Here is a 14,738-nt window from a genome sequence, read left to right on the forward strand (position 1 = left end):
TTGAGGTAGTACAGAGAGTTTTATATCTTCTTAAAGGCGGAGACACTTTAAAAAATCTCCGTTCAATGTATAATCATAATTTCTTTAATATTAGCTTTTAATACCCTCAAATTTATCTCTGCTTATTATTTATAATTCCACCTAAAAAACCTCTACAAAACAGAATTTACATATTACTGTTTAACCGGTTTTTAAGTTCATCAAAACTATAGTCTCCCTTTAAAGCTATTCCCTCTTTTATAATTGAATTTTTACATTCGTTTTTATAATCTTCAATCATTCTCCCAAAGCCGCCTCCACCGTGAGTACAAAACGGGATGATTGTTTTTCCGTCCAAATCAACTGCTTTCAAAAATGACAGGACGGGTGGTGCAAAGGTTTTAAGCCAGTTAGGAGAGCCTATGAAAATTATATCAGCATCTTCAACGCTTTCTGTTCCCTGTATAAGTGGCGGACAATATCCCCTTTCAATTTCTTCTCTTGCTTCTTTTACAGCTGTATTATATGAAAATGAATACGGCTTTTGTGGTTTTATTTCCCTCAAATCACCGCCGGTGATCAAAGCAATGTCTTCTGCCAACCGTCTCGTTATCCCTGAATATGAATAATATACGACTAAAATTTTCAATTATAATCCCCTCCGGAAATCTCAATTATCGATATTACTTAAACAATATTATATATAAAATATCCTATATATTTTATATATAACAAAATACTCTACAATCCAAAAAATAAATGTCAGCAAAACCGTAACTATAATAGTAACTCTTACAAGGTTTTTCCCTTTTTTATTTTCATTATCCATTATATATACTCCATATTTTAAATAAGTCTAATATCATTAATTTAAACAAAGCTTTGTATAACACTCAAAAGATATATCCAAAGTATAATATGAAATATAAATGAAACAATAATAAATGTATATACTGCCGTAATTATCACTGTAAATACATCTTCCTCTTTAAACATTGAACTTACCCTCCCTCTATAAATTAAAAATTATCTTCTTAATTCGAGATTATAACATATATTCTATTAAATATTAATATCCAGACTTCTATGTGCTCCGGCTCTATATATGTTGTAATGCTGATTTTTCAATTTAAAACATCATTTCATGTTTATTTTTATGTAAAAAAGATAGTAAAGCATTTGATTTAATACCTTTTGAGGCAGTAAATTATTAATATTATCTATTTTTCTTTTTAGGTTTTGGTGCCGGTAGTTCTTCATACATAGCCTTAAATAGTCCGGTTAAATATTTTTTATTATCTACATTATCTACAAGAAGCATTTCCTTTGCTCCATCATATGGCAGCTCATACTCTGCATTCGGCATATAATTTATCGATGCCTGTACCGGTTTAACAAGTAATCTATCATCATATATTCCACCAACAATTTTTCCATTATAATATATAATATATTCTCCCATCATGGCTTTATAACTGATATAATCTAATTCAGACAATTGTTCTAAAATAAAATTCAAGTAATCTTTACCGGAAGCCATTCCCGGTACCTCCTTTTCTTTTGAAATCCATACTTTAGAAGTTGTTCACTAACAAAACACCTCCGCTCAAATACCCTATCTTCCAGTGTCATTGTCAAACCTCTCATTAATTAATCTGTTCTATAAATTTTCCGGATTGTATATTTGATTAATTTTTTTACTTGCCGATTCCAATTTATCTCACCGGATATTCGCTAATATTATACCATTTTTAAGATGTTTTTACACTGTCAGATTGGCTCTCTTTTTCTAATTTACTCATAGCAAATTTCCTCTGCAAGGCTGGTCGTATGCAAGGTCTACAACAATTCATTTTACACACTTTTTACTTCTTTACTCGCTATATATTGCCTTTCCCAGCCTTTATCGTTTTGTCTAAGCTTTACAAATCTGTTATATATCCCCTCCTGCTCCATAAGCTCCTTATGACTGCCCTGTTCGGCTATCCTGCCATCCGCTATGACTAATATATTATCCGCATCTTTTATAGTCTTTAGTCTGTGTGCTATAACTATAAGGGTTCTGCCTCTGCAAAGTTCCGATATCGCTTCCTGTATCAGACTTTCATTATCCGCATCTACACTGGCAGTGGCTTCATCCAAAATTATAATAGGTGTGTTTTTCAGTATACATCTGGCAATTGAAATTCTCTGCCTTTCCCCTCCTGAAAGACTTGCGCCGCCTTCCTCTATCACAGTATCAAAACCATTCTCAAGTTCCATAATAAAATCATAACATCTTGCCCTTTTTGCAGCTTCTATGACTTCTTCTTTTCCGGCATCAGGTCGTCCCATAGCTATATTGGCATAAATAGTATCCCGAAATAAGTATACTCTTTGAAATACCATGCTTATATTATCCATAAGATCCGCAAGCGAAACTTCCTTTATATTTCTTCCTTTTACCAGTATTTGCCCGGATTGTATGTCCCAAAACCTTGCAATCAAAGCCGCTATTGTAGACTTACCCGATCCGGAAGGTCCTACTAAGGCTGTCATGGTATTCTTCTTTATATCAAATGTTATACCGTGAAGAACTTCAGTTTTATTATAAGCAAAATACACATCTTTAAATTCTATTTCATTATCACTGTCAGCCTCAAACTTCAGACTGCCTCCATCCTCAAGTTCCGGCTCTTCAAGTACTTCTTTCATTCTGTTTAAACATGCCTCCATAACTGTAAGTCTGAGTACCTGTTGAAAAAACATCCTTATCGGAGCAAAAAGATCAAATGTAAAAAGCAGGATTCCTATGTAGCTTACAATTGAAATATAACCAAGTATATACACTCGTGAAGCTATTAAAAATACCGCAGCTGTTGCCCCTGCGTAAAGCAGTACTAAATTTCTTGAATAAGACGAGAAATTTTCTTCAAAATCAATACTTTTTTTGCAGCTTTCCTTAAAGTTTTCTCTAAGCTTTTCAGAACTTTCTCCAAGTATATTATAGCTTTTAATAATACTTATACCGGACACAAATTCAAGCACGGCATCAGTAAGCTTCTCACTCTGATCCTGTCTGAGTTTGGAGTCATTCACTGCGGCATTTTTCATCTTTAACCCGAAAATATATATAATTACTGAAGCAAGCAGCGTAGTTATACCTACCTCAACATTAAAGAAAAACATAAAAATTATCATAATAAAGGCGGCAAATAAATAGCTCATTAAATCAGCTATAACACTCATGCTGTTTTCTTCTATAAATACTATGTCGGTGGAAAGTACCGAACTTATTTTTCCTATATTGCCTTCAGTAAAATATCCCATAGGCAGCCTTCTTAAGTGTTCTCCAAGTTTCAGTCTATAATCTGCACATATCTTATATCCTGCGCCGGACTGCAGTCTGTCAGCTGCATTTTGTGCTATATACTGTATTATAAGGGCTGCCAGAAGTATTAATGCCATATTTACACACAGCCTTGTATTCAAGCTTTTATTATATATATTTTCTAATAATATTACGGACATTATCACAGGTACTTTCATAAGTAGCGACTTTACAAAGCTTATTGCAAATGCAAGGTTGATTCTGGATCTGTATTTGCCTGACAACTTCAGTACTTCAAATATTATTTTAAGCATATTCTCCCCCTTTTATATTTATACCCCAGTCTTTTGCCGCATCTGATCTGAGCCATAGCTTCTGATATTCTATACAATCATTTAAAAGCTCCTTATGAGTCCCCGAAGCTATTATATTTCCGGATGAAATTACACATATCTGCCCGGCATTTTGAATTGAACTGAGCCTGTGTGCTATAACTATGACCGTTTTATTTTTTATAATCTCAGATATAGCTGTATTCAGCTTGTCTTCATTTTCAGGATCTATAAATGCCGTGGCTTCATCAAGTACTATAACAGGAGCATCTTTTAATATCGCTCTCGCAAGTGATATTCTCTGTCTTTCTCCGCCTGAGAGCTGCTTACCGCCCTCACCCGCCATGGCATATATACCTCCATCTATTCTTTCCAAAAATTCCATGCACTGTGCTTTTGAAGCAGCCTCAAGTATCTCTTCTTTTGAAGCCTCAGGCTTTCCGAGTTTTATATTATCGTAAATGCTCATATTAAATAAAAATTGTTCCTGAGCCACATAAGATACCTGTTTATTAAGAGCTTCAAGAGTCATATCTGTAATATTTTGCCCCCCTATGCTTATACTTCCTGAATTTACATCATAAAAATGCACCAATAATTTAGCCAGGGTACTTTTACCTGAACCGGATTCACCTACAAGTGCGGTCATACTTTTTTCTTTTACATGAATATTTATATTATGCAGTACCTCTTTATCCTTATAAGCAAAGCAGACATTATTAAAGTCAACCGCAAAGTTTTCTCCTTGAAAATCATTTTCGCCCAGTTTCAAATCATTCATATTCATCATTTCTTCCAGGCTGGTTATTTTTTTACTAAGCTGAGGAATTACACCGAAAAAATTCATAGTTTTTAACAAAGGAGGACCTACTGCAAAGGATACGCAAAGTGCCAACAAAAGCTGTGAACCGGATATTATATTGCCCATAATCATTAAAGCCCCTGCCGGCAACATAAAAAGTGCCGCTGCGGGAAGTACTGTTGTATATAGTGCCATCCATGTCCAGCTTAAGTTATACCAAAATAAAGTAAAATCCCTGTATGAAAGTACATCATCTTTATACCTCTTATAAGAATCCGTATCTTTATTAAATACCTTTACTACTTCCATACCATTAATATATTCTATAATAGTATTGTTCATTCTCACCCTTACATCGTAATATTCATTCATATATCCCATACCGACTCCAAACATCTTTCCTATTGCAAAGATACCGATAGGCAATGGAACACATGCCAAAAGCCCCAATCTGTAATCAATTATAAATATAGTTATATACAGCAGCAACGGAACCGCTATATTGGCAATCCCCTCAGGAAGTGCATGTGCCAACAAAAGTTCTATCGAATCTATATCATCTACAAACATTTTCTTTAAATTTCCGCTGCCAAGCTCCTGTATCATGCCCAATGGCTTGTTTTCAAGCTTATGCTGTAAACTTATCCTTATATTTTTTAATATATTAAAAGCCGCTATATGTGAATTTGACAAGCCCTTTATATAAAGACAGGCATTCATAGCCATACAAAAGAATATAGCAGCTGCTCTAATCACTGTATAATTCACATCCGGTTGAATACCTTTAAGTAATAAATCTATAATTTGATATAGAAATATATACGGCACTATACTGAATATAACAGCTGTAAGCATATACACCACTGCTCTGACAGTAAACTTTTTCTCATCATTTCCGTATTTAAAAACAGTTTGTAACATAGTCCCCTCCGTTTACTTTATCCCGATAAATTTTTCAAAATCAAAAAAACTTATCATCGCATCAATATTCTCACATATATCTTCCCATGAAAAATTATGCACATAAGGTTCAAATACCATCTCAAAATATGCAGAATGCAGAGTGTGCATTATCTTTTTTGAAATTTTCTTATCTGTAAGTCTGCGCCTTATAAGTTCTTCATACATACTATATGAGTTTTCGGCTACATACTCTATAAAATCATGTTTAAAATTGGAATACCTTGTTCCTGAAGAACACTTAACAAGCAAAACTACACTGTCCCTGTAGTTTTCAAACAGCTTAAACCAGCCGGTCAGGAGCTCTTTATTCATCTTCCATGCATTTTTCAGATCATCATCGCTCATTAAATCAAAATCAAAGTCAGATTTATTTTTCCGTGCCTCTTCTATACTATTTACTCCTTCAGCTACCACTGCTGCAAAAAGTTCTTCCTTTCCTCTATACCTTTTATATAATGCCCCTGTCGTTACCTGTGCCCTGTCGCAGATATCCTTTAATGAGGCAAGTTCAAAACCTCTGGCAAGAAATTCCTTTTTTGCACTTTCTAAAAGCCTTGGTTCAATACTGCTGTCTGCAAGTGCCATAAATACCTCCTTATAAATATTTGAATACCGGCAGATGCGGTTTCGCCGCCGTAAAATCCTGAATTTATATAAACTCCAGTAATATTTAATAAAATATATTGATAACCCGATTATCAATAATCCGATTATCAATATAGCATAAAATAAATTAAATATCAAGAATATCTAAAAAATACACTCCGTTCCAATACCTTTTTCAACAGCCCTCCTGTAAATCTCACCGGCAGTTACAAGATCCTGTACTGCCACGCCTACACTCTTAAATACAATTATCTCATCGTCATTTTCACGCCCCGGGATTCTGCCAAGCAGGTATTCTCCTATATCTCCTGTAAAATCCTTTTCTTTAATTGTACCGTTCCTAAAAGGTATAATTATATCACCTGATTCTTCAAGAACTGCGCTCTTTGAGTCAAAATATATCTTTTTACAGCGCTTGAATATCTTAGGATCAAGTTCCTGCATGTCAGGACGATAGCTGCCTATGCAGCTTACGGTAATTCCGTCTTTAAGCCTTCCTGCATCAAATACAGGCAGATTTGAAGGTGTTACACTAATCAATAAATCCGCATCTTCAACAGCCTCATCGGCAGTTCTTACAGCCTTTATACTAACCGAAGAATCTTTAAGTTCATGTCTGACAGTTTTTACAAATGCCTCAGTATGCTTAAAATCTCTGCCGCATACTCTTACCTCTTTAAGCTGCCTGGCTGCAAGCATCGCCTGTATCTGGCAAAGTGCCTGCCCTCCGGTCCCGATAATCGCACCTATACTGCATTCCTTTTTTGCAAATAATTTAAATGCAAGACCTGAAGCGGCACCTGTCCTAAGTGCAGTTACATAAGTTCCGTCAATTAAGGCTTCAATTACACCTGTATGAGGATTTATCAAAAATACCTGAGACGGATGTGCCGATAACCCGATTTTTACATTGTCGGGAAACACATTTACTATTTTAAGTGCCGCACACTCTGCCTGTTCACTGTATGCAGGCATAAATATAAAACAACCGTTGTCTTTTTTATTTAAAATTTTAGTCCTTAAAGGTACCTCGCACTTTTTTTCTGCCAAAAGCATAAAAGCCTTTTTATCCGCCTCTATAGCATCACTCATAGTAAAAATTTTCTTTATATCATCTTTAGAAATTAAAATCATAAATTTTCTCCCAACTTTAATCAATATATTATTTAATTGATACAAGTGTCAAAAGTATAAAAATTCAATGCAAGCCTGCCTGCAATAGATTTATTATCTTTTAACACGCACATTATTTAATTATTAAATTAATAAAATACCGTTTAAATTAAAACTGATTTAATAAACATGCCTGCAGATTTTCTTTATTTAAGGCTACTCATTAAATATAAGTCCTGCCGCATCAATCAGTCCTACTCTGAAACTGCCGCTCCCTATGCCTGAAGTCCCTCTCTCTAAATGCTTAAGAGCATATTCTCCGCATCTTCCCATAAAAGATATAGATGCCGCAGCTGAAATAAAACTATTTTCCACACTTAAAAAAGCCGCCGTAACCGCAGATGCCATACAGCCCGTAGCACTTACTCTTGACATAAGAATACAGCCGTCAGTTACAAAAACGGTATTTTTCCCGTCAGTTACTATATCAGTTTCGCCTGAACATACTACAATACAATTCACCTTTAATGAAAATTCCCTTATCCATTCGGCATTTTTAAAAAGTACTGACTCATCACCTGAATTATTTTTAAGCTCATATTCAGATACATCAACTCCCCTTGCAGTCGGACGTTTTTCATGCAATGCCCGTATTTCCGATATGTTTCCCCTTATACATGAAACCTTAAATTTACTTATAAAATCAAGAAAGCAGCTTCTTCTGTAAGCCGAAGCTCCCACTCCTACGGGATCTGCCACTATTGGATGCTTAAGTAAGGCTGCACTTTTTGCAGCCTCATACATCGCATCATAAGCTCCTGTAGCACCGAAATTACATACAAGAGCATCACAGCCTCCACTTATCTCTCCCGCATCAAGTACATGCTGTGCCATAACAGGTGATGCCCCCATAGCAAGCAGTATATTAGCACAGTCATTTGCACTGACTATATTTGTTATACAATGTATACCGGGATTTTTTTTCGCAATTTTTACATAAAATCCCTTTATATCAACCCCATATATTTCTTTTTTCTCATTAAATATCATATTAAATATCTCTAATACATGGATAAACCATATTTACTCTATTTTAAAATTTACCTGTAAAATATAATATATTAAATGTTTTAAATACTTATCTTCTTTAATACCCCTGTCTTATCAAGTGCTATCATAATTACAACGGCTGCAATAGTTCCTCCTGCAGTACTTATAAAAAAGGGGAAAATATATGCTAAAAGTGCGGCTTTTTCCAGATTTAGTATATATTTTGCCACCGGATATGCGGCAAGACCTCCCAGTATCGCAGTACCAAACACTTCACCTATATATGCGGCAGGCAGCTTTTTAAAATGTTTATATAAAATACCTGCACAAAAAGCTCCGAACATACTCCCCGGAAAAGCAAATAAAGTTCCCATACTTAAAAGATTTCGTATAACGCTTGCACAAAAAGCCGAGGCAACTGCCCATGCCGGTCCAAGCGTAACGGCTGCTATTATATTTATAAGATGCTGAATAGGCGAACAGCGTGCCCCGAATACAGGCACTGAGAAAGTTGAACCCACTACTGCCACTGCCGTGTATACTGCTGTAAGTGTAAGTTTTAATGTACTGCTTTGTATATTTGCATTATCAGTCCTGATTTTTTCTGTTTTCATATATTTGTTCTATCTGTTCCTTTCAGTTTTTATATTTTTATACCGGTAGGATATTATTTTATATATTTATTTTGTTATTTGTTTCATTATTTGTTTTATTATTTATTTTATATATTAATATCACTCGCTTATAAATGCCTTAATTCCCTCTATCGGAAACATATGGTCAAGAGGTCCGCTTCCTTTTCCAAGATCAAGCATTGCCCCAAGTGCTTCTGAAATATATGCTTTTGCATATTTTACTGAAGTTTCCAGACTGCGTCCCTGTGCCAGATTTGAAGCTATTGCAGAAGAAAGCGTGCAGCCTGTACCATGTGTATTCGGATTATTTATCCTTTCCCCAAAAAGCCATGTAAAGCCCTTACCGTCAAATAACAGATCGTCCGCATCACTTACTCCATGACCGCCTTTACAAAGCACCGCACAGCCGAATTTTGCATATATAATATCTGCCGCCTTTGCCATATCCTCTTTTGAGTTGATTTTAATACCTGACAATACCTCCGCTTCCGGAATATTTGGAGTTATAAGATCCGCCGCTCCCAGCAGTCTTTCCTTTAAAGTGTCTATAGCTTCTTCGCTTATAAGTTTTGCACCGCTTGTAGACACCATCACCGGATCAACCACTATATTCCTCGCCTTATATTCCTTAAGCTTGTCGGCTACGGTTATTATAATTTCTGATGAAGAAAGCATGCCTGTTTTTACCGCATCCGGAAATATATCCGTAAATACACTGTCAATCTGTTTTATTAAAAAGTCTTTGTCAACTTCAAGTATACCGTATACTCCGGCAGTATTTTGTGCGGTAAGTGCGGTAATTGCACTCATGCCGTATACACCATGTACCGTCATAGTTTTAAGATCCGCCTGTATACCTGCCCCTCCGCTTGAATCACTCCCCGCAATTGTCAAAGCTGTTTTCATTTTTGTTATAAATCCTCCTTAAAATTAATATATCTAAATCAAGTTAATACATTTAAATCCATACTAAAGCTTCAACATAGCTTCTTTAAGTTTTAATACCTGCAGCCTTATATCTTTGGCTGCAAATATCCCTCTCGATACGGCAATCCCTGTTATAGGTACTCCTTTAAGCCTGTTTACATTTGAAATATCAATACCTCCTATCGCAAATACCGGTATGTCAAGCTGAGTACATATATCTTTAAGTTCATCTATATCCATACTTTGTGCATCAGCCTTTGTATCTGTCTTAAATATTGCACCGCTTCCTATATAATCGGCTCCCAGCTGCCGGGCTTTTTTTGCATCTGAGACGGTTTTTGCGGTTACACCTATCACTGCACCGTCATGAAGGCTGTTTCTTGTATACACAATCCCTGTCTTTTTTATATCTTCCTGACCTATATGTACTCCGTCAGCACCTGTTTTTTTTGCAAGTTCTACATAATCATTTACTATAAACATAGCCGAATACCGATGTGTAAGCTCACATAATTTCATAGCATATTCATAAAGGAGTTCCTGTGAATAAGGTGATTTATACCGAAGCTGAATAATTTCAGTCCCGCCCTTTAAAGCCTCCTCAACCTTATAAAAAAAATTTTCTTTATACTCGCTGCAGCACTCATCTTCATTTCCGGAAATATCTGCAATCGCATAAATCATACCCTTTTTAAAAATCATATATTACATTCCTTTCAAACACCATATTATAAACAAGCCTGATGCAAAAAACACATGGCGGAAATGCCATGTGTTTTTTACAAAGTATATACCTTTATACCTGCCGCCCAAATCAAGAACTATATAATCTCTGAACCGGTTTAAAGCATATACAGATTTATTTCCCTACGTTGGCATTACCCACATCAGGTTTCAGGTTTTTCTCAGCCCCTCCGGAGCACCCTGTTATAGTATAAGCATTATAACATATTTCAGTTATTTTATGCAAATATATTGTTTATACTATTTTATATTTGGTTCAAATATAGCTTTTCAGTTTTTAGGAGCAATCTCCTTTAAAGCCTCAACAGCGGTTTTTAACTGATTGTCGTTTTCACTTCCTGTCTGTGCTCCCTCATCAAGCTCCACCTTTATGTCAGGCTCTATACCTTTTCCATGAAGATCAAAACCCTCCGGAGTATAGTAATGTGAGGTGGTTATCTTTATTGCACTTCCATCGCTTAAAGGTATAAGATTTTGTACTATGCCCTTGCCAAAAGTCTTTGTGCCTACAAGCTTTGCCCAGTCAAAATCCCTGACCGCACCTGCAAATACCTCTGAAGCACTTGCGGAATTTCCGTTTACAACTACAACCATAGGCATATTTAAAGCATGTTCATCATCAGATGAATACTTTTGTCCGTTTCCGTCCTTATCAGCAGTATATACTAAAAGTCCCTTAGGCAATATATAGTCAAGCATATCAACTACGGCTGAAAGAAGTCCTCCGGGGTTATCTCTTAAGTCTACTACAAGCCTCTCCATACCCTGATTTTTAAGTTCTTCAATTGCAGCCTTAAACTGTTCGCTTGTAAGCTCATCAAATTGACTTACACTTATATAGCCTATCTTATCCTCAAGCATTCTGCTTTCAACAGTAGGAACTTCTATCTTTCTTCTTGTAAGAGTAAATGTCATCTCTTTTGCACCATCTCCTCTTAAAACAGTCATTTCAAAGGAGGAACCGTCCTCTCCTCTTATATGCTGCCTTACAAGTATATCGAGATCAAGTCCTGTAACATCCTCTCCATTTACCTTATATATTATATCTCCCGACATAAGACCTGCCTCCTGTGCAGGTGTACCCTTAAATACCTTGCTTATACTTGTAATTCCGGTATTCGGATTCCTGCTCACGGAAGCTCCTATTCCCTGATATACCCCGCTTGTATCTTCAGTAAGTTTTTTATATTCATCCTCTGTATAATATACAGAATACGGATCTCCAAGACCTTTCATAAAACCTGCATATATACCCTCCTCAACAGCAGTCGGATCTTCGCTGAAAAGATAGGATTTACCGATGATTTTTTGGATTTTAGCAAGTTTTTTCCCTATTTTATCCATATCCAATTCATAATTATTATTAACTGCCGCATCATTACCTGAAGCCTGTCCCTTAGCAGCCCCCGATGAAATATCATTTTTAACAGGCCATCTTGAGTTTGAGTAGACTGCAAAACTGTAAGCGATAATGACGACAAAAGCTACAATAAACCCTGCAAAAAAGCCTGTCCAAAATCTTGTTTTTCTTTTTTGAGATGGCTTATAATAAAAATCATCATTTCTCATACCGTAATTTTTAAAATTTCTGCCTGCATTGTCCGGAAATTGTGTATTTTGATATCCGTTATTATAATCCCGGCTTTGTTTAAAACCGCCTGAGTTATAATTATGATTTTGGTTAAAACCTTCTGAATCGTTATTATAATTTGAGTTATTATTATAATTATTATCATTTGAGTCCGGGTTAAAGCCGTATAAATTATTATCCTGCCCCTGACCGTTTCCTAAATTGTTCTCATTAAATTCATTATTATCCATCTATATTGTTCCTCCGTTATAAATACCCTTTAAAATACGGCTTTTTACAATTATTAATTAAATATCTTTTTTTAAAAAAATCTTATATATAGCACTATGTTTTAATAAGCCCGGTAAATAATCTTGTATAAAATATATAAGTTATACCTCCCTTATCAAAGTATAAGAGCAAATATAAGGGCTGCAGTAATTTAAAAAACTGCAACCCTCACCTTTATATTATTAACCTGATTAATAATCCTGTCTTTCCATATATTTCATATATTTGACAACCATAAGGGCAATCTTAAATGTTATTGAGTCCTCAAATACCCTTAGATCAAGACCTGTTGTTTTCTGGAGTTTATCAAGTCTGTATACAAGAGTATTTCTATGTATATAAAGCTGTCTTGACGTTTCTGAAACATTTAAGCTGTTTTCAAAGAACTTATTGATTGTAACAAGAGTTTCCTCATCAAAATCATCAGGGCTCTTGCCTTCAAATATTTCTCTTATAAACATCTTGCAAAGAGATATAGGCAGCTGATATATAAGCCTTCCTATTCCAAGCCTTGCATACGCCACTATCTCTGCACCGCCGTAAAATATCTTTCCCACATCAAGCGCCATTTTCGCTTCTTTATATGATCGGGAAACTTCTTTTATCTCACTTACTATAGTCCCGTAAGCTATACTCACATTATTGGTACCGTAACCTGCAAGATCATCTATTATAAGCTTTGCAACCTTATCAAGTTCATTATAAGTACAGTTTTCCTTTACCTCTTTAACAAGTATTATATAGTGTTCATCCACCGCAGTTACAAAATCTCTTGTTCTTGCAGCAAAAAGCGTACGTATATTTTCAAGAGAGGCAATATCTCTTTCAAGTTTAGTCTCTATGATAAAAACTACTCGTCTTGCATTTGCTTCAATTCTGAGTTTTTTTGCTCTGTTATAAATATCTACTAAAAGAAGGTTATCCAGAAGTAAGTTTTTAATGAAATTGTCCTTATCAAATCTTTCCTTATACGCAATCAAAAGGTTTTCAATCTGAAATGTCGCAAGTTTACCTATCATATATATATCATCGGTATTGCCTTTTGCAAGCAGTACATACTCAAGCTGCTGCTCATCAAATACCTTAAAAAACTGAAATCCGTTTATAACCTGCGAATCCGCCGGAGAATTGGCAAATGAAGCTACCATCTCTTCATTATGCTCACTGTCCGGGAATGTAGAAGCCAAAAGTTTTCCTTCTATATCACACACAGCAATCTCAGTTCTGGCAATAGCTTTAAGCCCATCCACGGTACTCTGTAAAATTTGATTTGAGATCATACCTTTATCTCCTTTTGTGAATTTTTACCATTTATATAGATATGATAAAGTAAAATTACTAAAATTGCAATAGATAACTTGTATCTTTTGCATAAAAATCTTTTCTGTATTTTACTATTACTAAATATACTTAAACACTGATATATCTAAAATTTTATCCCTATTTATATCATTGGCTTAAAATCCCGTTCAAGGATGTAGATTTTATTTTTCAGGCTTTAGCCTTTATGCCGGATCCTCTATAAAACCTTCTCCAAGCACCTCTCTGACCTCAGAAACTATTACAAAAGCTTTAGGATCTATTGATTTAACAAGTTCCTTAAGCTTTACAATCTCTTTTGTAGGTACTACACAATAAAGCACCTGCTTATCCTGTCTTGAATACATTCCTCTTGCATTTATACCCGTTACACCTCTATTCATATCCTCAAGTATACTATCTGCAATTTCCTGAGATTTATCAGATATGACATACACCTGTCTTGCAAAGTTAATACCTTCAACTATCATATCCGACATTTTAGTTATTGCAAATAAGGCAATAAGTGCATACATACCGCTTCTTAGCCCGAATACCGAAAATCCCAACAATATGATAAGCCAGTTTGCAACCTGCATTATCTCAACTATGCTTCTGCTCTTTAAAAACCTGTGTATAAATGCCGCAAGCATATCCGTACCGCCGGTAGTACCTCCTGCGTAAAGTACAAGCCCGATTCCTATACCGTCAAATATACCTCCGAACAGTGCCGCAAGCAGTATATCACCTGAAGGTGCAAGTGCAATTTTAGGTACAAGTGCAAGTGCCCCTGAAAGAGATAAAACTCCAAACAGCGTCTTGCCTACAAATTCCCAGCCTATATATTTTAATGAAAGCAGAAACAGAGGCACATTAAGTACAATATTGGTTATCTCAACCCTTATGCCGAATTTCTTTTCAAAAATCATTCCCAGACCCGTAAAGCCTCCTACAACCAATGAGTGCGGGTCATAAAAACAATTATAAGCCACTGCACAGCTTATAGTACCAAGCATTATTATAAGATAAGATCTTACATTCTTAACTATATCTGAAAACTTCTTATCACGGCTGCCTTTAAGCAGCTCTGTATTTCCTGCCATACATTCCCCCTGAA

15 protein-coding genes and 1 riboswitch are annotated in these 14,738 nt (G+C 35.5%); all 15 genes read right to left on the reverse strand.

Annotation, left to right across the window (positions count from 1 at the left end):
- Positions 1 to 166: 166 nt before the first annotated feature.
- The 15 genes from HMPREF9333_RS00745 to HMPREF9333_RS00805 all read right to left on the reverse strand — a co-directional run bounded on the left by HMPREF9333_RS00745 (position 167) and on the right by HMPREF9333_RS00805 (position 14,724).
- Positions 167 to 628, reverse strand: coding sequence for a flavodoxin (locus HMPREF9333_RS00745; protein ID WP_005539078.1), 462 nt, complete (start codon positions 626 to 628; stop codon positions 167 to 169).
- 48 nt (positions 629 to 676) lie between these two features.
- Positions 677 to 808, reverse strand: a complete 132-nt coding sequence (locus HMPREF9333_RS13445; RefSeq protein ID WP_277352353.1) for a hypothetical protein — start codon at positions 806 to 808, stop codon at positions 677 to 679.
- A gap of 41 nt (positions 809 to 849) precedes the next feature.
- Complete coding sequence (locus HMPREF9333_RS13450) at positions 850 to 975, reverse strand: hypothetical protein (RefSeq protein WP_277352354.1); 126 nt, start codon at positions 973 to 975, stop codon at positions 850 to 852.
- A gap of 220 nt (positions 976 to 1,195) precedes the next feature.
- A complete protein-coding gene (locus HMPREF9333_RS00750) occupies positions 1,196 to 1,519 on the reverse strand; it encodes a TfoX/Sxy family protein (RefSeq protein ID WP_005539079.1) in 324 nt (107 codons plus the stop codon).
- Positions 1,520 to 1,833: 314 nt separating this feature from the next.
- Positions 1,834 to 3,603, reverse strand: coding sequence for an ABC transporter ATP-binding protein (locus HMPREF9333_RS00755; protein ID WP_005539080.1), 1,770 nt, complete (start codon positions 3,601 to 3,603; stop codon positions 1,834 to 1,836).
- Complete coding sequence (locus HMPREF9333_RS00760; RefSeq protein ID WP_005539082.1) at positions 3,596 to 5,344, reverse strand: ABC transporter ATP-binding protein; 1,749 nt, start codon at positions 5,342 to 5,344, stop codon at positions 3,596 to 3,598. The genes HMPREF9333_RS00755 and HMPREF9333_RS00760 overlap by 8 nt, the downstream gene beginning before the upstream one ends.
- 12 nt (positions 5,345 to 5,356) lie before the next feature.
- Positions 5,357 to 5,971, reverse strand: a complete 615-nt coding sequence (locus HMPREF9333_RS00765; RefSeq protein WP_005539083.1) for a TetR/AcrR family transcriptional regulator — start codon at positions 5,969 to 5,971, stop codon at positions 5,357 to 5,359.
- 165 nt (positions 5,972 to 6,136) lie between these two features.
- Positions 6,137 to 7,126 (reverse strand): ornithine cyclodeaminase family protein, encoded by a 990-nt coding sequence (locus tag HMPREF9333_RS00770; protein ID WP_005539084.1) that lies wholly within the window; start codon positions 7,124 to 7,126, stop codon positions 6,137 to 6,139.
- A 195-nt stretch (positions 7,127 to 7,321) separates the two neighbouring features.
- Positions 7,322 to 8,155 carry a hydroxyethylthiazole kinase gene (thiM, locus tag HMPREF9333_RS00775; RefSeq protein WP_005539085.1) on the reverse strand — a complete coding sequence of 278 codons (834 nt, stop codon included), beginning with the start codon at positions 8,153 to 8,155 and terminating at the stop codon, positions 7,322 to 7,324.
- An 80-nt stretch (positions 8,156 to 8,235) separates the two neighbouring features.
- Positions 8,236 to 8,769 (reverse strand): energy coupling factor transporter S component ThiW, encoded by a 534-nt coding sequence (gene thiW / locus HMPREF9333_RS00780; RefSeq protein ID WP_005539086.1) that lies wholly within the window; start codon positions 8,767 to 8,769, stop codon positions 8,236 to 8,238.
- A gap of 120 nt (positions 8,770 to 8,889) precedes the next feature.
- Positions 8,890 to 9,696 (reverse strand): bifunctional hydroxymethylpyrimidine kinase/phosphomethylpyrimidine kinase, encoded by an 807-nt coding sequence (gene thiD, locus HMPREF9333_RS00785; protein WP_005539087.1) that lies wholly within the window; start codon positions 9,694 to 9,696, stop codon positions 8,890 to 8,892.
- A 63-nt stretch (positions 9,697 to 9,759) separates the two neighbouring features.
- A complete protein-coding gene (gene thiE / locus HMPREF9333_RS00790; RefSeq protein ID WP_005539088.1) occupies positions 9,760 to 10,419 on the reverse strand; it encodes a thiamine phosphate synthase in 660 nt (219 codons plus the stop codon).
- Positions 10,420 to 10,563: 144 nt separating this feature from the next.
- Positions 10,564 to 10,654, reverse strand: a riboswitch (TPP riboswitch).
- A gap of 77 nt (positions 10,655 to 10,731) precedes the next feature.
- Positions 10,732 to 12,282, reverse strand: coding sequence for a S41 family peptidase (locus tag HMPREF9333_RS00795; RefSeq protein ID WP_005539089.1), 1,551 nt, complete (start codon positions 12,280 to 12,282; stop codon positions 10,732 to 10,734).
- 231 nt (positions 12,283 to 12,513) lie between these two features.
- Entirely contained in the window at positions 12,514 to 13,602 is a 1,089-nt protein-coding gene (locus HMPREF9333_RS00800; protein ID WP_005539090.1) for a PucR family transcriptional regulator, read from the reverse strand.
- A 225-nt stretch (positions 13,603 to 13,827) separates the two neighbouring features.
- Complete coding sequence (locus HMPREF9333_RS00805; RefSeq protein WP_005539091.1) at positions 13,828 to 14,724, reverse strand: YitT family protein; 897 nt, start codon at positions 14,722 to 14,724, stop codon at positions 13,828 to 13,830.
- Between the last annotated feature and the right edge of the window lie 14 nt (positions 14,725 to 14,738).

The organism is Johnsonella ignava ATCC 51276, assembly GCF_000235445.1.
GTDB classification, from domain to species: Bacteria; Bacillota; Clostridia; order Lachnospirales; family Lachnospiraceae; genus Johnsonella; species Johnsonella ignava.

Bases quoted from the DNA above. Each gene is read 5' to 3' on its own strand.
- HMPREF9333_RS13445 (WP_277352353.1), bottom strand. From the start codon at position 808: ATGGATAATGAAAATAAAAAAGGGAAAAACCTTGTAAGAGTTACTATT.
- HMPREF9333_RS13450 (WP_277352354.1), bottom strand. From the start codon at position 975: ATGTTTAAAGAGGAAGATGTATTTACAGTGATAATTACGGCAGTATAT.
- HMPREF9333_RS00750 (WP_005539079.1), bottom strand. From the start codon at position 1,519: ATGGCTTCCGGTAAAGATTACTTGAATTTTATTTTAGAACAATTGTCT.
- HMPREF9333_RS00755 (WP_005539080.1), bottom strand. From the start codon at position 3,603: ATGCTTAAAATAATATTTGAAGTACTGAAGTTGTCAGGCAAATACAGA.
- HMPREF9333_RS00760 (WP_005539082.1), bottom strand. From the start codon at position 5,344: ATGTTACAAACTGTTTTTAAATACGGAAATGATGAGAAAAAGTTTACT.
- HMPREF9333_RS00765 (WP_005539083.1), bottom strand. From the start codon at position 5,971: ATGGCACTTGCAGACAGCAGTATTGAACCAAGGCTTTTAGAAAGTGCA.
- HMPREF9333_RS00770 (WP_005539084.1), bottom strand. From the start codon at position 7,126: ATGATTTTAATTTCTAAAGATGATATAAAGAAAATTTTTACTATGAGT.
- thiM (WP_005539085.1), bottom strand. From the start codon at position 8,155: ATGATATTTAATGAGAAAAAAGAAATATATGGGGTTGATATAAAGGGA.
- thiW (WP_005539086.1), bottom strand. From the start codon at position 8,769: ATGAAAACAGAAAAAATCAGGACTGATAATGCAAATATACAAAGCAGT.
- thiD (WP_005539087.1), bottom strand. From the start codon at position 9,696: ATGAAAACAGCTTTGACAATTGCGGGGAGTGATTCAAGCGGAGGGGCA.
- thiE (WP_005539088.1), bottom strand. From the start codon at position 10,419: ATGATTTTTAAAAAGGGTATGATTTATGCGATTGCAGATATTTCCGGA.
- HMPREF9333_RS00795 (WP_005539089.1), bottom strand. From the start codon at position 12,282: ATGGATAATAATGAATTTAATGAGAACAATTTAGGAAACGGTCAGGGG.
- HMPREF9333_RS00800 (WP_005539090.1), bottom strand. From the start codon at position 13,602: ATGATCTCAAATCAAATTTTACAGAGTACCGTGGATGGGCTTAAAGCT.
- HMPREF9333_RS00805 (WP_005539091.1), bottom strand. From the start codon at position 14,724: ATGGCAGGAAATACAGAGCTGCTTAAAGGCAGCCGTGATAAGAAGTTT.